Origin of the sequence: Levilactobacillus paucivorans, assembly GCF_001437125.1 — a bacterium.
GTDB lineage: Bacteria > Bacillota > Bacilli > Lactobacillales > Lactobacillaceae > Levilactobacillus > Levilactobacillus paucivorans.
In genome coordinates this window covers 13,924-31,167 of the sequence record NZ_JQCA01000056.1, presented here as the reverse complement: position 1 = coordinate 31,167, position 17,244 = coordinate 13,924, and the positions used below count along the sequence as shown (strand labels likewise).

Here is a 17,244-nt window from a genome sequence, read left to right as displayed (position 1 = left end):
TTCTATACAATTCAGAAATCTTTTATGCATTTACACAAGATATTTTACGCTCTCGGGTGTTAAGACCATGACCAACAACTTTAACTACAAGGTTAAGTAATATATATTGGCAACCATATATTTTATGGTTGCTATTTTTATGCTTGCTTAATTTGGCCGCCTGCGGCTGCCAGGGATTACGCCTGCTGTGGGGACGCTTCAGCCCTGTGGGCTTCTCGCTCGACTTTAAGCCCCGCCAGGAGCGCGGGTCTTAAAGGTCGCCCGTGATGTAAGGCCGAGAAAAGCACTCGGTCTAACATCACCACCACGGCCGGCTCCATCCCTGGCCTCCTCCGGCTAAGATTGATGATGGCCCAAGCGAAGTATCGGTTTACCTCAGTCTGGGTATGTTTGTATAGTATCGTGAAGGTAGGTCTCAATTGATTAAACTTAAAAATCCGTAGTCATTGTCGGGATGTCTTAGACAATAGTTACGGATTTTATTTTATTGTGAGTTAAAAATTTCGTTATTCTTTGTGGTACTACAGCCGATCTGTTTTCCCAGTTTTGCTATAGCTAGTTTGGTTGGTGTCGATAAGTGTTATTTTGGTGCTTCCGTCTCAGCCGTGAGGCCGGTAGCTAGGGGCTCAGGCGCGTCGTTCTCCTTAGTCAGTGAGGGATCTTCTCACTGGCTTAGGGGAAAACCAAGCTTGAAGACTCGTGGGCTTCGAGGCTTCAAGTTGTGTTCGCACCGTTCCAGCCCCCCCAGCTGCCGGCCGGTAAGGCGAGAAGTATTGCTGCGGTTGCCGATTGAACGGGCACTCAGCCGCTACAGATGGCATAAAAAAGAAGCCATGCTCCGTAGCATGGCTTCCCTGAAAGAGTTAAAATTTAGTTCTTTTTGAATAATGCGGTTAAGTATTCCATGAAGGTCTTCAAGTAACGGTCCTTGTCAACGGCAACAGAAACCTTGACGTTGGTAGGTTCGTTCAGACGGTTATCGTCACCGATAGTCCGGCCGTAAGTTTCCTTGTTGTAGTTAACCACCATGTTTAAGTCAATGGTCGTTACGAAGCTAGGGTCAAGGGCAACACCAACTGCGAGTGGGTCATGCAAAGCACAGCCACCGAGGTTGTCGTTAACGTCAACATAAGCTTGGATGTAGTAGTCCACGATGTCGGCAAACTTTTCACCGGCTTCGGTACCTAAGTCACGCCATTGTTGGGTTTCCTTCTTCGTTAAGAGGGTCCGTAAGGTAACGTCCAAACCAACCATGGTTGAGTGCATTGGGCTGGTCAATACGGCGTTAGCAGCTTCAGCATCTTGGTTGATGTTGGCTTCGGCATAGGCCGTCACGTTACCAGGAACAGTTAAGGCACCACCCATGAAGGTCATGTTCCCAATTTCATTGGCGATTTCAGGAGCCTTCTTGAGGGCAGCGGCTAAGTTGGTCATTGGACCAGTAGGAACCAAGGTTAAGTCCTTACCATATTTGTGGGCAGCTTCGATTAAGAAGTCAACACCAGATTCTTTTTCGATTGAACGCTTTGGTTCAGGCAATTCGACTTGACCAATCCCATTTTCACCGTGGATGTCGGCACTAACTTGCATCCGGTCAAAGTGATCACTAGTTGAAGAATGGCTTTCGCCCAGGTAGACAGGAATGTCAGTGTGGCCGAGTAATTCCAAAATCTTTAAAGAGTTTTGGCCACCGGCTTCAACAACAACGTTCCCATAGGAACCAATAATCCCAATTAAGTCTACATCTGGAGCACCTAATGCATATGCGATTGCGAGTGAATCGTCAATCCCAGTATCTAGGTCTAAAATCATTTTACGTTTTGCCATGATATATTTATCTCCTCTTTCAGCTATAGTTGGCGGGTCGCCTACTACAACTATAATGTAACTGTTTACATTTAGCAACCTCCGAACCATCAGATGTTGAAGCGATTCGTCGTTCAGGGTAAGATAGGACTCAGGTTTAAGAAAGAACTTGCGACACGCCTAAACCGTTTAGGGGGGACTGTGTATGGCTGATAAAGAGTCAGTAAAGCCGGTTAAACGGCATTTCGAGTACCACAATCATTTACTGGATGATGCAACCAAAGAGATGAATGAGTGGACTGGAGAAAATAAAGTGGTGGAAATTCATTTATTTTCGATGTTTTCCGCCGTATTTAAGCATCATGATCTGGACGATGCGGAGTCGTTGTTTATCGTCGGAACCCGAACAACCACGCCATCGTTAGAAGCTGTTTCGGCGGCTCCCGTCAAGCCGTGGTTATTTTCACGAGTCTTCAGCGTCCTAGGGGTTAGCTTCGTGCTACTAGCGCTGCTATTCCTGGGCTTTCGGAGTAACAATGCCGTGCCCGGGATGATCTTCATTGGGTCATTGACGGTGCCTTTCTCACTGCTGATCATGTTCTTTGAAATTAACGTCTTCCGAAACATTTCGGTCTACCAACTGATGACGGTTTTCCTGGTTGGGGGGATTCTATCCCTGGTGGCCACGATGATTCTCTACTCCTTGATTCCATCTGGAAATGGGACCTCGTGGGAGTCGGCCGTCATTGTTGGGTTTATTGAAGAAACCGCCAAGATGCTGATTATTGCTTATTTTGTCAATCGATTTAAACTAAATTATATCTTCAACGGCCTTCTCATTGGGGCGGCTATTGGAGCTGGATTTGCCGTTTTCGAAACCGCGGGCTACACCGGCCAGTATGGCCTGGTGACACTACTCATGCGAAGTTGGCAAGCCATTGGAACCCACACGATCTGGTCAGCAATTATGGGTGCCGCCATCATTTTGGCTAAGGAGCGCCATCAACCCGTAACTGGGAGCAATATGGTTGCCCCCAAGTTCCTTAGATTCTATCTCCTGGCGATCGCGTTACATGCCGGTTGGGATTGGAATGCGCCCTTTAACGTCTTGGATATTCTCTATCTACAACAGTGGGTCTTGATTGCCGTTGGTTGGCTGGCCATCTTCGTTCTCATCAATGCAGGATTACGTGAGGCTCGGACTTTACAGGGGCAACGTATCCTAAAGAATAGTCAACTCGGTGGATAGAGAAAGCGAATCATGATCCGGTCAACTGCCGGATTCTCGTGAAGCAGGGAGTGTTGCATCTGCCAGACAGGCCCTCTAAGCTCCTGGAAGCGGTAGCTGGCGACTTGTCCCGCTACGAGCTGCTTCAGGGGTGTGACGGTGTCTATGGGCACCTCACTGTCGTTATCGAGGCTACCAATGGCTCCGGCTAGGTTTAAAATGTGGAGCTGGGGTTCGGCCTGCTTGAGGGGTTGTCGACCCGGAAAGTCAGCGCCGATACAGACGAGGCGTGAGACCGTGACTGGTGCGTGTTGGGTCTGATTCAAATAATCATAGGCAATCGTGCCGCCAGAAGAGTGGCCAACCATATTAACGTGGGTGATGCCATAGCGGTCATGGAGCTGTTGCAGGACGGTCACGAGTTGCCGTGCTTCTTTGTGGGAGTGCGTGTTGTCTTTAAAGAGCACGGGGATCAGCGTATTCGTTGTGATGGGAGCATGCTGCTGCCAGCTGACCTGACCGTCAGTTGTCACTCGGGCCGTTAGACTGTAATGCCCAAGATGTGGTCGGTCGAGACTGGTGACCATCCCGCGCAGGGACAACCAGCCACCACTGTTCCCTGGTAGAAATAGGGTGGCGGTGTGGGTTTGCGGCACGCGAAGGTTGGTTAAGGATCGTTGGCGTGCCTGCCAGGCCCAGCCCAAAACACCCAGGGTCAGACAAGTTGTGAGAAAGATAATGAAGCCACGACGATGTTTCAAGAGTAAGACCTCCTTTAAGGGCGTCGAAATGGAGTGAAGAGAATTGATCGAAAATTATGATATTACGATTATTGGTGGCGGACCGGTCGGCATGTTTGCCGCTTTCTATGCCGGCATGCATAATGCTCACACCCAGGTCATTGAAAGCCTGAGTGAGTTGGGTGGTCAAGTGAATGCCTTGTACCCCGAGAAAACAATTTTAGATATTGCTGGGGTGCCGAGCATCACCGGTAAGGATCTGATTCACGCCCAGCAAGACCAGTTAACGCAATTTCCATTAACTCTGAAGACTGGTGAGGCGGTCAGCAACGTTACCCCGGATGAAACCGGATTTCTAGTGACGACTCCCAAGGGAATCAGCCAGACCAAAGCGGTGATTGTCGCCGTCGGTAACGGGGCGTTTACCCCGCGACCACTCAAGGTTCCAGGCGCCGCTGAACTCACGGGTCAGCACCTTTTCTACAGTGTTCGTGATCTGGAACGCTTCCGCGATCGGCGCGTCTTGATTGCCGGTGGCGGGGATGCCGCGATCGATGAGGCCCTGATGTTAACGACGGTAGCTGAATCAGTCACGTTGATTCACCGACGGGCCCAGTTCAGAGGACTGCCGCATATGGTCGATCGGTTACAAGCTTCCAGCGTTCAGGTGGTGACACCGTATCTAATCAAGGCATTAGCTAGCACGCCAACTGGTGAGGTTGCCGTGACCTTGAAGCCCGTGGGTGGTGACGGTGAACCGCTAGAACAGGTCGTTGATGACGTTGTAGTCAGCTACGGTTTTATTGCCGATCACCGGGCGTTAGACGCCTGGGACGTGGACTTCGACCAGGACCGTCACGTGATGACCGTTGACCGCCAAATGATGACCAGCGTTCCCGGTATTTATGCTATCGGGGATGGTGCCACCTATCCCGGCAAGCAACCGTTGATTGCCGTGGGCTATGGTGAGGCACCGCTGGCTGTCCAAGCCATCATGGATCGTGAATTTCCGGATCGCCGGGGTCCTATCCATAGTACCTCCCTGACCCCTAAACAGTCCTGATAAAAGCTTGAAAACTAAAGGAAGCTGACCAATTAACCCTTGTGGGGACTGGTCAGCTTCTTTGTGTTCTGGAGAATAGAAAAGGTGGCGTTTACATTGTCGAAACGTGTGCGCCCAGGCAGTCAGCTCCGCTTAACACCGATAGCCTGTGTGCACACTCTCTTACTTGCCGCTAGTATCATCCTGATTGGTAATCTTGATCCGGTTAGAATCAGTTTCCTTATGGTTCAGTTCCGGAGCATCCGTACGGTAGAGGCTCTGAGTCGACTTGTCGCCGTCTCTGGAGAAGATACTGGTTGACTTGAGACCCAGTGACTTCTCGAGCTTCTCGGCCTTGGTGAGGCCGTTAGCGTAGTTGTAATCCGAAGGGTCGACCGCCTTGAAGCCCTTAGGATTGTAGAACCGCAAGAGATTCTTTTGGTTCAACGAGTCGGAATAGGACAAGCCTTGGTTGACCTTGTCCTGCATCTTTTCCAGTTTTTCCTTGAGCTTACCGGTTGGATGGATCTCCTGGTGGGTCTTGTTGCTGTAAATCGTGCCGTCGATGGACGTGTAGTCTGGGCTGACCCAGTCACGGTTACGGAAGGCCACGACCTGATTGTGTTGCTTGGAGAAGAGGTCGGTCCCAAATTGCAGGTACTTCTTCGAGTTCATACCCATCAAGTGGAGCAACGTTGGTAAGACATCGACTTCACCACCATAGGTATGTTCCACCTTGCCGTGCTTGTAGCCGGGCATATTAAACATGAGTGGAACGCGTTGGAGCTGGGCATTGTCATAGTCGTTCCAGTCATCTGGGTTAACGTCTAAGACCTTGGCCAGGCTCTTATTCGAGGAGTTAGAAATTCCGTAATGGTCGCCGTAAATCATCACCAGAGAGTTCTTGGCTAAGCCCGATTTGTTCAGGTAGGCGTAGAATTCCTTGATAGATTGGTCGAGGTAATTGGCAGTCTTGAAGTAGTTATCCACCGTCTTATCCCCAGTATCTGGCGTCTTGAAGGAAGAATCTTCACTATCCAGAGTAAATGGGAAGTGATTGCTGACGGTCAGGTACTTCACGTAAAACGGTTGTTGCAAATGCTCGAGGTATTTGACGGAGTCATTAAAGAGAAGCTTATCCTTCAAGCCATAACCCAAGGATTTATCACCCGAGGTATCGTAGTAGCTGGCGTCGAAGAAGTATTGATAACCTAAGTTCTTGTACGTGTTATTACGGTTCCAGAAACTGCCGACGTTTCCGTGGAAGACGGCGGTTGAGTAACCTGCTTGATCGAAGATGGCAGGGGCTGCCTGGAAGGTATTGTCGTTTCCTAATTGGGTGAACAACGATCCTTGTGGCAAGCCATAGGTCCCGGTCTCCAGCATTGTTTCGGCATCGGAGGTCTTACCTTGGCCGACTTCATGGAAGAAGTTGTCAAAGGCATAGGTGGACTTGCTCTTATAGAGCTTATTCAAAAACGGTGTGACTTCTTGGCCGTTAGCCTTCTTGTTAATTAGGAATTGTTGGAAGCTTTCCAAGTGAATGATAATGACGTTTTTCTTCTTGGCTACCCCATAGAGTTGTTTATCGGGAGCCGCATAATTTTTATGGATGTATTTGAGGATGCCATCGAGTTCGGATTTCTTGGCGTTTGCTCGCATCTCACTGGTATGTCCGGACTTGATACCGTCGTAAACGGTGAAGGCGTCCAGCCCGAGGTACTTGACCACGTAAGTTCGATCGAAGGTCCGGGTTAGGAGTTGGGGACGGTCCATTTCACCCAGTGATAGGTTGACCGTAAAGGCTAGAAACGCGACCGAAGTGACGGCCAAGCCGACCCGCTTGTTAACTGGACGGGGGTCGATGCGGATTCGCCGGACGGTCAGAAGAACCAGGACAACCACCAGGTCCAACCAGTACAGCACGTCGTGAGGGGAGGTTAGGGCTAGTGAACTGCCAGAGAGTCCCTGGTCGACCTTGGAGTAGCCCAGCATGGTACTCACGGTCATGAAGTCCGTGAATTCACGGAAGTAGATGACGTTGATGTAGAGTAACAGGGTATTAAGGATATCGATCAGAAAGAGAAACGGGTAGAAGAACCGGGCCCGTTTAAAATAAAGAGCGAGACCAAATAACAGAATGGTCGTCGCGATGGGATTGAGGAGCACGATTAGAAATTGAAACGGGTCGCTCAAGTTTAACTTAAAGTCAACGAAGTAGGCGACCAGCGTTTTTAACCAAAAAAGGATGACCATTAGGCTGACAAAGCCCATACGGGTCCCCGTTTTGGTCCATAGTTGTTTGAGACGTTCCAAGATATTTCGCTCCTTCGTGTCTAAATAAAGTAATTCCAGTTTACCATAGATGAGTCGCGGTGCGATCACTAGGGTCCGGTGTTCATCCTAGCAAAGAATCCGGCTAAGGTGGGGAGAATAGGGCAACTTTAGGAAAAGTTTAAGGCCGCTTAAAATGCTTGTCGCGGGCGACCACATCTTTGGTAGAATAGAGCTAAGAACGGAAGTAACTGATGTGATGAAAGGTGTGAAGGCGTTATGGATAAGGAAGTCACGCTCTACGTGGTTCGCCACGGCCAGACCTATTTTAACATTTATAATAAATTACAAGGGTGGAGTAATTCGCCTTTGACAGACAATGGGATTGCGGATGCCAGGGCCGCGGGAGAACGGTTAGCCGCGGTCCCCTTTGTGGCCGCCTACTGCAGTGACACCACGCGAGCCGAACAGACGGCTGGCATGATTTTAGCAGCCAATCAGTCGCAACCGGCAGCTCACCTGACCGCGTTACCTGAATTCCGTGAAGAGTTTTACGGGTATTACGAGGGAACGGACATGGCACAGGCCTGGTACGTTGCCGGTGCTCCCCATGGCGCGCCAACCTTTAAGGCGATCGAAGAGAAATATTCGATTGGCAAGGCCAAGGACTTCCTAAAGGCTGCCGATCCCTTCCACCAGGCGGAGGATAATGAGGAGTATTGGACGCGCGTGGACCGTGGATTTGCGACGATCTTAGCCAATCCGGCCGTGCATGACGGTGACAAGGTGCTGCTGATCAGCCATGGCAATACGCTATTGAGTCTGATGGAACGCTACGGTCAGGGCCGTTACGACCTCAGCGTCCGGCCGGCTAACGGGAGCCTGACCAAGTTACGTTTGACCGCCGATGGCATTACAGTACTCAGTTATAACGAAAAAAATGAGAAATGAGGGTGGCTTAATGGAGTGTAAACATGCTTGGGGAGTCGCAACGCCCTGCTATGAGGATGCGTTAGGAATCCGTGAGGCGGTTTTTATCGATGAGCAGGGGATTGACCCTGAAATTGAGTTAGACGGCGCTGATGAGGATAAGATGCACTATGTCGGCTATGTCGATGACCAGCCTGTGACAACGGCCAGAATTGATATGCTCGCTGGTAATCGCGTGAAAATTCAACGCGTTGCTACGGTTAAGACCGCCAGGCACCACGGGTACGCCGGAACCTTAATTAAGCAGATCATCAGTGATGCCCAGCGCTCCGAAGTACGGGGCGTAGAGCTCGATGCGCAGGAAACGGCAATCGATTTCTACAAAGAACTTGGGTTTGAACCCGTCGGAACAACCTTTCAAGAGGCTGGTATCACGCATCAAACGATGCGTTACGGTGCCTAATAAAGAATAGTTACGGATAGCTTGCTACTGACCACCAGTTAGTAGCAAGCTATTTTTTATAGGATCAGAAAAGCGTCACCGTAAGCCAACTGCTTACCGGTGACGCTTCATTTATAACGTTCAGTCATTCATGAGGAAATTTGAAACTAGTCAGTCGTTACACGCGCATAACCAACAGCGTGCCACCATGGGGCGTGAACAGCTTCGCGAACCACACCACGGTTTTGGGCATCGATCATCTTACCTTTACCAATGTACATCCCGACGTGAGAGATAGAACCTTTGCTCCAACCGAAGAAGACCAAATCACCCTTCTTGATGTGCTTGTAGCTCACGTGCTTGTAATGGTTGTATTGGGCTTGGGCAGTCCGAGGAAGTGTGGTCTGAGCACCCTTCTTGTAGATGTAGCTGGTAAATCCAGAACAATCAAATGCGGAGGTACCAGTAGCACCGTAAACGTAACGGGCACCTAAATGCGACTTAGCAACTTTGTAAACTTGGTTATATGACTTGTTTGAAGCGGCAGAAGCGGTCGTGGAAGTGGACATGGTCAGTGCGAAGAAACCAACAACCAGTAAGGCTAATGCGGCAATCGTTTTGACAACTTTCTTCATTCCTATAAACAACTCCTCATGAATTATTACAATTACTAGCCTACCAATGTAATGTGACAAACGTGTAACAAGAAAGTTGCAAGCCCGTTAAATGTCTTAAACAATTCATTACTTTTGCTGAAATCTTGTAAAATAACGCGTAATATTGGTAAAATCTAACATGGATGGTAACTAAGTTGACAGGGGAGGTTGAGATCCAGATGGCAGAATTTACGAAACAAGTGCGTGACACCTTTGATTTTCACCGGTTAGTCTTTCGAATTGGGGAATTGGGGACGATGACCGGCGTTTCAGCCCGGCAACTGCGATACTGGGAGAAGAAGGGCTTCATTACTTCGCAGGAACGGACCGATGGCCAGCAGGCCCGGGTCTACACGTTCAAAACCCTGATCAAGGTGTCCATGATGAAACATTTCTTGGATATGGGCTTTACGCTGACTGCCGCAGAACATCAGTCCACGGCACGTGAGCAACGGGTTAAGTACATTCATCGGTTTATTTCAACGGGATTGCAGGGACTGGCTAACATCGATGGGCAGATGGCACTGAACTTAGGGGCCTTTGATGACCAGCAAACGCTGATGGCGTTTCTCCCAGATGACGGGCCGATAACCTATCGGTTGTTGCCTAACGCCGAGGCCCAGCGCCTAACGGATGAAACAGACGAATAGGATGACTGAAAGACGACGTCCGGTCGTCTTTTTTTAATGAAAATCAAACGTTGAATATATCGTCCCGATATATTATAATAGGTTTCCGAAAGTTGAGGTGTTCGCGTGATGTATCACTTATTTGTATTGGGCCAGCTCATGGATCATGCCATGACCGGGTATCAGCTTCGCAAGGCCTTGGCAGCCGCAGTTGGGCAGGAGCAGACCATGAGTTATGGCGTCCTCTACCCCTTACTTGAACGGTTGGCCGGGGCGGGAGAAGTGACCCTGACCGAGAAGACTGAAGGTCAACGTCAGAAGCGTTGGGTGGCAATCACAGATCTAGGACGTGTCCAGTTTCACCAATTGATTGTGATTCCTGTCGTGCGTAACAAACAGACGCAACTCTGGTTTCAGATTAAAATGATGGGGTTGCATCTTTTGGCACCAGCAGAACGGCGATTGGTATTGACTGACTTTCAAACGTGCACCCAGGAACAACTGGTCCATTGGCAACACGTTCACGACTACTTCTCCGATCAGCCGAATATGGTTCCCGGGGATGTGGCCGATGGTTTGCAATTGAATCAGTTGCAACAACAGCAGGCCCAGGTTCAACTTGACTGGATCACAAAACAACTCACGAGATTAGATAAGGGAGAATAAGTATGGCAGTGAAAAACTTTGCGGCAGACCCGCAGATTCAAAAGCACCGGTGGTGGATTCTCATCGCCGTGTGTCTCTTCACATTTATGTCGACACTGGACGGGAGTATCGTGAATATTGCGCTACCGGTCATGAGTCAAGATTTAAAGATTCCGATGAATCAAGCGGAGTGGGTCGTATCCGTGTACCTGATTGCGATCTGTGCGTTATTGCTATTATTTGGAAAATTAGGGGATACTCATGGTAAGATTCGGATTTTTAAAATTGGGTCCGTGCTGTTTACCATTGGGTCCTTACTCTGTGGGTTCAGCGTGAGCTTGCCTTTCCTACTGATTGCCCGAGCCGTTCAAGCTATTGGAGCCGCCATGACCATGGCGACGAACAGTGGCATTATCACGGAAGTCTTTCCCTTCAATGAACGGGGACGGGCCTTGGGGATGATTGGATCCTTCGTGGCCCTTGGTAGTATTGCCGGACCCGGAGTCGGGGGCATCATCCTGGCTCACCTCAGTTGGGGGTACATCTTCTGGATCAACGTGCCGATTGGGATTGTGGCCTTGTTGATTGGCCACCAAATCCTACCACAAGATATTACGGTCACCAAGGCCACCATTGATGGCCGCGGTGCGGGTTTATTCGGTCTCATCATGGTGAGCGTCTTTGCCGGCGTCTTCGTGGGCCAAGAAATTGGATTCAACCAGCCGATCATTTGGGGACTCTTCGCTATCGGATTGGTGGCAGTTGTGGTCTTTGTTCGGTGGGAACTCAAGGCTGACGATCCAATTCTGGCGTTGAAACTCTTTAAGAATAAACGGTTCGCCATCAGTATTCTCTGTGCCTTTTTAATCTTCGTGGCCAACTTCTTCTTTAACGTGATTTCACCATTCTACTTGGAAAATGCTCGGGGGATGGCAGCCAACTACGCCGGCTATGCGCTGATGACTTTCCCAATTGTGCAGGTCGTGGTGGCCCCAATTGCCGGGGCGATCTCCGATAAGATTGGGCCAGAATTATTGACGTTTGTCGGGTTAGTTCTGATCTCAATTAGCCAAGTGGGGTATATGTTTGCCGGTCTGGCGACACCGCTGTGGGTCTTCATGGGCTTCATTGGCTTGGTTGGTTTCGGTAACGGAATCTTCATGGCACCCAATAACACGATCGTCATGAGTTCCGTCCCCGTGAAAGACCTTGGAGTTGCTGGAGGCATCAACGCCTTGGCCAGAGAACTCGGGATGATTATCGGGATCTCCGTGGCCACGACCGTGCTGTTCTCCGCGATGGGCCATTATGCTGGGCATCGCGTGACAGCCTACTTGCCAAAGCAACCACAAGTCTTCATCGACGGGATGCACGTGGCGTTTATGGTCTCGCTGGCAATCTGTCTGGTTGCCACCGTCATTACCGGTTGGCGACTGTTTCATCGTCATGGGCCGGCTAAGGCAGCGGCCTAAATTAAATGAACGCAAAAGAAATCCCCGCAACCAGATGTTCTGGTTACGGGGATTTTTAAGTTCTCAGCCTCTTACTTATCTTGGTCTTGATGATCTTCTGGAACGGGCCGGTCAGCACGCTTCTTGTGGCGGAACTGAATTGGCTTTTGCCCAGGGATAATCACGGACAGCTTTCCGAATGAGGAGGCCATCAGTGGTAAGGCCAGGTTGAAGATGATCGCCGTGAAGATGGTAATCAGAGCCACGGCAGTTAACGTCTGTGATTCTGCGGCTAAGAGCCCCAGGACCCCAGCAATGACGATAAACAGCGAGTGACGCATGGTTTGACCCACTTCATGGATACCTGGGAGCAACCAGTCTAACAGTGAGGCATCATTGAGCCGGTAACTCAGTGCGAGTTGTGTGAGTTCAACGACGGCTAACACCGTCAGTGGGACGAAGCTCAACAGTGGCACTTGCCAGTTGAATTCGTTGTTTCCAGTTAACCACTTCATCAGCAGTTGCGTCAGCTGGTAACCAGCGGCGGTCGAGGTGATAAACGTCAGGAACCAGTAGCTGGATTGCAGGATAGAACGACTGAAGAGGATTAGAAGTAACAGGGTAATTCCCGCAATGAGCAGGAGAACCCGTGGTAGGTCGTGTTGATATTGTGATTGAATGGTGCTGGCAACGACCGGTTGGCCGCTAAAGGTTAACGTTGCTTTGGAGAGGGACGTGCCGCGAAGTTGACTCTGAGCGACTTGCTTCAATTGCTTGAGCGTCTTCGTTGTCGTCTTAGCGTTTGGTTCCTGCTTCAAGGTAATGGTCAGGTACGTGGTCTTAACCTTAGCATCGGTGTAGGTAACCAGAGACTGTTGGAAATCGCCACTGAAAATCTGAGCCGGCGAGAGGTAGAGGGCCTTTGCTGCTTCGGACGTTTGTAAGCCCCCGAGGTAGAGGTAAATCTGGTTCAATGACTTTTGCATTGAAGCGACCTGCTTCTTCGAACTCTTCAGGCTCTTGTTAACGGCCTTGAGGGAGGCAGCGTAGTTGCTGAGGTTGCTGTGAGCCGTTGTCACGTCGGTATTGGTGGTGCTGACCGCGGACGACAGGCTGCTTAAGGAACTCAGCGCATTGTTTAACTCGGAATTAACCTGGTTTAACTGGTTAATGTATTGGGTGATTCGAGCAGAGGTCTTGCTGCTCCCAGAGGCGTTTGAACGGTTCAGTGCTGCTTGGAGGGAGGTTTGCAGGGAACTGCTGTCACTCATCAACGTTGACGTTTGGCCGGCCAACGTGTTTAAGCGTTTGACTTCGGCGTTTAGCGTCTTTTGTTTCAGGTTGGATTGGTCGGACTGCAAGTCATTGCGGACCGTGCCCAGTTGACCAACGATCCCTGTGAGGTTTTCACTCAGGGAGGTCAGTTGGTTAGAGACGTAATATTGGGTGATTGGTTGACCACCAGGTTGGGTTACTGAGGTGACGGAAGCCACACCCGGTTGCGCCTTGAGTTTCTTGGTTAAATTGTCCAATTGGAATAATTGGTTCTGATTGTCTAAACGTTGGTTCGATTGGATGTAGAGCGTCACCGGAGTGGCTTGTCCTTGACCGAAGTGCGCGCTTAAGACCCGAGCACCCTGCACGGCTTGGTTATTGGGAATATCCTGGGTGTTGTTGTAGTTGAGCTGTTGGTGACCGACCGTCAAAGGGACGATCAGGTAGAGGACGGCAGCAACGGCAATCCAAGGTTGCCAGAGGCCGAACTTTGCCAAGTGCCCCCAGAGACGGTGATCCTTGAGCTGTGGCCGGGTCTTCTTAGGCCAGAAGAGGCTTTCACCAAGCATCCCGGTGAAGATTGGGGTGAGGCTCAGGCTGGCGATTCCAGTGATGGCAAAGCCAATCCCGAGAATGCCGAGGGCCCGAACAGATGAGAAGTCAAAGAACATGAGACTACCAAAGGCAATCGTCAAACTCAGGGTACTGATTAGAACCCGGTAACCCAAGTTGTAGATGACCGTCGAGGTGGCTTCTTGACTCTCCATCCCGTCGTCAACTAACTGGCGTAATTCTCTGTAGAACCAGAAGCTGGTTAACAGTGTAAAGAGGCTAATCCCCATTAACAGGAAGATTGGCGTGTACTCGGAGTACGCGAAGTTCCAGTGGTAGGCCAGGTTGGTTGCGAGTGAGAGCGTCGTGACATAACTGATTAAAATGGCAAGGAACGTAATAATTGGCGCAATCACTGAGGCAAAGAGAATGCCCATCGCCACTAAGGCAATCAACAGAGTCATGAGAATAACAATGAGTGTGAACGAGGAAATATGCTCGTTGGCCGCATCGCTGACAATTTCAGGACTCGTCACGTAGGTCGTGAGGCCAACCGTGGAAACCGCTGACTTCAGCTGACTCGCCATCTGGCGAACCGTGCCTTGGTTCCGGCTAACAGCCAGTTGCACAATTTCCGTGGATTTATCCTTGGAGAAGAGTTGTGGCTTACTGGTTGGGGTGTTGGTCATCGTAGTAATCTTCTTGATGCCGTAGTAGCTCGACTTTTGTTGCAAACTGGAAACGGTCTTGTTGACCGAGGCCAGTTGCTTGTTCGTCAGAACACCATCGGGATTGTTGAAGACCGCGTTAACGGTGTAGGTCCCGTCTAAGTTGCGTCCCCAATTGTTTTTAATCTGGGATGCCTTTACGGGCTGACTCGTATTTGCTAATTGTGGTTGGCCGTCATATTGAATGATGGTCTTGATGTTTGGCAGGGTGACAATTGCCGCAAAGACCACGATTAGCCAGAATACGAGTGCAAAAATCCGGTTATGGTGAAGCTTTCTTATCCGTTCTTGCATATGTAATCTGAGTCCTCTCTATGTAATCAATTTCCCGCCGTGCAAGCAGGGTGCAGTTCAATGTTAATTTTACCATATTGGCAGGCAATCGGGCCTTTTTCCTGGTTATTTAAGAAAGTTTAAAAAAGTCGCAAGGATGTCTTTCGTTGACTCTGGCCATAAAGCGGGTAAAGTAAAAGATCTGATTCCAATTATTTAAGAAGGAAAGTGACCCCTAATGGCTAAACATCGTCGTCCTTATCAAAGTCCCTTTGCCCGACTCCTCACCGCTGATCGCTATGCGTTTGCGACACAATTAGCGACGCGTTATGGCAAGGACCAGAGTGAAATTCTCTTCGCCTACCTCCAGATCACGGCCGCTACTCAGACTTTAGGCTTGGCTGAAGGCGCGCGGCAACGAGAGATCGATCGCCGTTTTCAAGCCTTTTTAGCTGCCGATCAGCCGCAGTAAGGCAATTGATTGAATCGGTTCAAATTTTCACGTAAACTGAATTAACGATCTAAATTAAGTAGTCAGGGAGGGTGTTTGGCATGTGTACCAGTATCTTGCAGTTGACGCGCGATGGTCGCCACATTCTGGCGCGGACCATGGATTGGCACCGTTTGGCAGTGCAACCAGTCTTTGTGCCCCGAAATTTTCGGTGGCAGAGTGTGTTCGACAATCGCTGGCATACCAGTCGTTACGCCATGATCGGTGGCGGTGGCGCGCATCATCACGAGATTGACGTGTCCGACGGGGTTAACGAACGGGGACTGAGTGTTCAAAAGCTGACATTTGCCAACGGCTCCCAGCTCGTTGACCACCCGACGCCAGGTAAAGTTCACCTGGCCCCCTATGAATTTTCCTATTATTTACTAGCTAACTTTGGCACGGTGGCTGAGATTGAAGCCCATTTGGCCGAAATTGAACTCATGAGTAGTCAATTCGCGGTGAATCCAATTGGAGATGCAGAACTCCATTTTGCTGTAGTCGATCGGACAGGGCGGACCGTGGTGATTGAACCAACGCATTTTCCCATGACGATTCGAGAGAATCCCTTGGGGGTAGTCACCAACAGTAAGGACTTCGAGGTTCAGTTATCGCGCTTAGGACAGTATGTCACCTACACCGATGACTTCTTGGCCGGCACCGTGCCTCTCAATACGCCGCGAGTAACGACCGGTAAGTTTTCCGGTAAGCCTGTTCCCAGTGGCTCCTTTACTCCCGGTGGCCGGTTTGCCCGTGCCGCTTACTATAAGGAACGCGTAGACTTTCCGGATGATGAGGCGGCAGGAATCATTAGCGCTTGGCATCTGCTAAATAGCGTGACGGTTCCCCAGAGCCATCACTATCGGCCGACATATTCCGTGTATCGGGCGGCGACGAGTTGTGAGTCGCTGACCTACTACTTTCAGCCCTACAATCGGTTGGACGTGGTCAAGCTACAATTGACTCCAGCGATGCTGACGGCAACCGAGGTTAAGTTTTATCCGGTGGCTAATGCCTTACAGGTCACGTCGCTAAATGATCAACCAGAGCAAGTTAGCCACGAGTAGGATAAAAGCGATTAGCCAATGAAAACGCCAGTCACTAACGAGAATAGCCATGAACTCGCGGGCAAAACCAATTGGAACGTAGTCTACGGGGGTTGGGCCCGGAACACTACCGACTTTAAGACCCAGGCGACTGGCCAGCCGCCGTGTTCGAAATAAATGATAGCCGTTAGTGATGACAACGACTCGACCACCGTGGTTGGGCAGGTGTTGCCAGATGGCTAGACTATTGGCGAGATTGGCTTGCGTGTTGGCCGCTGCGGTTTCCAAGCGAATGGCGGTCGTCGGAAAGTGGTGGTCTCGCAGGTAAGTGGCCATCGCGGCAGCCTCGGTCAGGTCTTCATCGGGGCCTTGACCACCACTAACAATGATGGTAACAGGATGATCCTGTTGTCGGGCGACGCGCAACGCCGTGTCGAGTCGGGCCGCCAGTACGCGGCCAATGTGGTGGCCGTCGATGAGGCCAGCCCCCAGGACCACGAGGGTGTCGGCGTGATGTGCTTGCCAGATAACGACGCGTAGATAACCGACGACACTGGCCGCGAAGAGCAAGCCGAGATAGGCGCTCAGTCCGGGGATGAAAGTTAGCCAGGGCCAGATGGTGCCAGTGAAGTGGCCGGTGCTTAGCGCCCAGATCCAGGCGGCGGTTAGCACAAGCCAACCCCAGATGCCCAGACTCATCCCCAGTGAGAGACGTTCCTGCTTACGGACGATAAGCTGGGGCCGTATCGCAATTAACAAGAGTGTCAGCAGACCCCATAAACCGATGAAGCCCATAACAATAGTCCCGATGCCGGCAATCAGAGTTGGCAACCAACCGGGGGTCCGATAGGCCATTCCCGTGATGAGCCCGCCGCCAATGACGGTGAGCGCGGCACTGAATAAACGCTGCGGTCGCCACCAGGTAGCTAAGACAATGATACCGATAATGAAGATGATTAGGTAACCGAACATAAGCCACCCCTTTCAAAGCTTAAGTTTTTTTGAGAGTTCGTAAATTTTAACGTTTTAACAGGAAA

15 protein-coding genes are annotated in these 17,244 nt (G+C 50.3%); 9 read left to right on the top strand and 6 right to left on the bottom strand.

All coding sequences use genetic code 11. The features are described from left to right. Positions 1 to 870: 870 nt before the first annotated feature. Entirely contained in the window at positions 871 to 1,827 is a 957-nt protein-coding gene (locus tag IV54_RS05960) for a nucleoside hydrolase (protein WP_057878481.1), read from the bottom strand. Positions 1,828 to 2,011: 184 nt separating this feature from the next. On the opposite strand from IV54_RS05960, the gene IV54_RS05955 reads away from it, so the two are divergent. Then, positions 2,012 to 3,055, top strand: a complete 1,044-nt coding sequence (locus tag IV54_RS05955) for a PrsW family intramembrane metalloprotease (protein ID WP_057878480.1) — start codon at positions 2,012 to 2,014, stop codon at positions 3,053 to 3,055. Here IV54_RS05955 and IV54_RS05950 read toward each other — a convergent pair. Next, positions 3,040 to 3,795: an alpha/beta fold hydrolase gene (locus IV54_RS05950; protein ID WP_057878479.1), complete on the bottom strand. Its 756-nt coding sequence runs from the start codon at positions 3,793 to 3,795 to the stop codon at positions 3,040 to 3,042. The genes IV54_RS05955 and IV54_RS05950 overlap by 16 nt on opposite strands. 43 nt (positions 3,796 to 3,838) lie before the next feature. On the opposite strand from IV54_RS05950, the gene IV54_RS05945 reads away from it, so the two are divergent. Then, positions 3,839 to 4,837: an NAD(P)/FAD-dependent oxidoreductase gene (locus IV54_RS05945; protein WP_083488532.1), complete on the top strand. Its 999-nt coding sequence runs from the start codon at positions 3,839 to 3,841 to the stop codon at positions 4,835 to 4,837. A 162-nt stretch (positions 4,838 to 4,999) separates the two neighbouring features. Here IV54_RS05945 and IV54_RS05940 read toward each other — a convergent pair whose 3' ends face one another. Further along, positions 5,000 to 7,090: a sulfatase-like hydrolase/transferase gene (locus tag IV54_RS05940; protein WP_157054367.1), complete on the bottom strand. Its 2,091-nt coding sequence runs from the start codon at positions 7,088 to 7,090 to the stop codon at positions 5,000 to 5,002. Between the two features lie 279 nt (positions 7,091 to 7,369). Between IV54_RS05940 and IV54_RS05935 the strand changes: the two genes are divergently transcribed. After that, positions 7,370 to 8,041: a histidine phosphatase family protein gene (locus IV54_RS05935; protein WP_057878477.1), complete on the top strand. Its 672-nt coding sequence runs from the start codon at positions 7,370 to 7,372 to the stop codon at positions 8,039 to 8,041. A 10-nt stretch (positions 8,042 to 8,051) separates the two neighbouring features. Beyond that, positions 8,052 to 8,483 carry a GNAT family N-acetyltransferase gene (locus IV54_RS05930; RefSeq protein ID WP_057878476.1) on the top strand — a complete coding sequence of 144 codons (432 nt, stop codon included), beginning with the start codon at positions 8,052 to 8,054 and terminating at the stop codon, positions 8,481 to 8,483. Between the two features lie 146 nt (positions 8,484 to 8,629). Here the strand turns inward: IV54_RS05930 and IV54_RS05925 are convergent, their stop codons facing one another. After that, the gene (locus IV54_RS05925) at positions 8,630 to 9,097 is read right to left on the bottom strand and encodes a C40 family peptidase (protein ID WP_057878475.1); all 468 of its coding nucleotides are present in this window, start codon (positions 9,095 to 9,097) and stop codon (positions 8,630 to 8,632) included. A gap of 200 nt (positions 9,098 to 9,297) precedes the next feature. Here IV54_RS05925 and IV54_RS05920 point away from each other — a divergent pair, with 200 nt between their 5' ends. The 3 genes from IV54_RS05920 (at position 9,298) to IV54_RS05910 (ending at position 11,864) form a co-directional block, all read left to right on the top strand. After that, complete coding sequence (locus IV54_RS05920; RefSeq protein ID WP_057878474.1) at positions 9,298 to 9,768, top strand: MerR family transcriptional regulator; 471 nt, start codon at positions 9,298 to 9,300, stop codon at positions 9,766 to 9,768. 108 nt (positions 9,769 to 9,876) lie between these two features. Beyond that, entirely contained in the window at positions 9,877 to 10,413 is a 537-nt protein-coding gene (locus IV54_RS05915) for a PadR family transcriptional regulator (protein ID WP_057878473.1), read from the top strand. Positions 10,414 to 10,415: 2 nt separating this feature from the next. Continuing rightward, positions 10,416 to 11,864 carry an MFS transporter gene (locus IV54_RS05910; RefSeq protein ID WP_057878472.1) on the top strand — a complete coding sequence of 483 codons (1,449 nt, stop codon included), beginning with the start codon at positions 10,416 to 10,418 and terminating at the stop codon, positions 11,862 to 11,864. Between the two features lie 71 nt (positions 11,865 to 11,935). Here the strand turns inward: IV54_RS05910 and IV54_RS05905 are convergent, their stop codons facing one another. Beyond that, on the bottom strand, positions 11,936 to 14,692 hold the full coding sequence (locus tag IV54_RS05905; RefSeq protein WP_057878471.1) for an MMPL family transporter: 2,757 nt from the start codon (positions 14,690 to 14,692) through the stop codon (positions 11,936 to 11,938). A 217-nt stretch (positions 14,693 to 14,909) separates the two neighbouring features. On the opposite strand from IV54_RS05905, the gene IV54_RS05900 reads away from it, so the two are divergent. Beyond that, entirely contained in the window at positions 14,910 to 15,143 is a 234-nt protein-coding gene (locus tag IV54_RS05900) for a hypothetical protein (RefSeq protein ID WP_057878470.1), read from the top strand. Between the two features lie 80 nt (positions 15,144 to 15,223). After that, positions 15,224 to 16,228 carry a linear amide C-N hydrolase gene (locus IV54_RS05895; RefSeq protein ID WP_057878469.1) on the top strand — a complete coding sequence of 335 codons (1,005 nt, stop codon included), beginning with the start codon at positions 15,224 to 15,226 and terminating at the stop codon, positions 16,226 to 16,228. Here IV54_RS05895 and IV54_RS05890 read toward each other — a convergent pair. Then, entirely contained in the window at positions 16,193 to 17,179 is a 987-nt protein-coding gene (locus IV54_RS05890; RefSeq protein WP_057878468.1) for a YdcF family protein, read from the bottom strand. The genes IV54_RS05895 and IV54_RS05890 overlap by 36 nt on opposite strands. Positions 17,180 to 17,244: the final 65 nt, after the last annotated feature.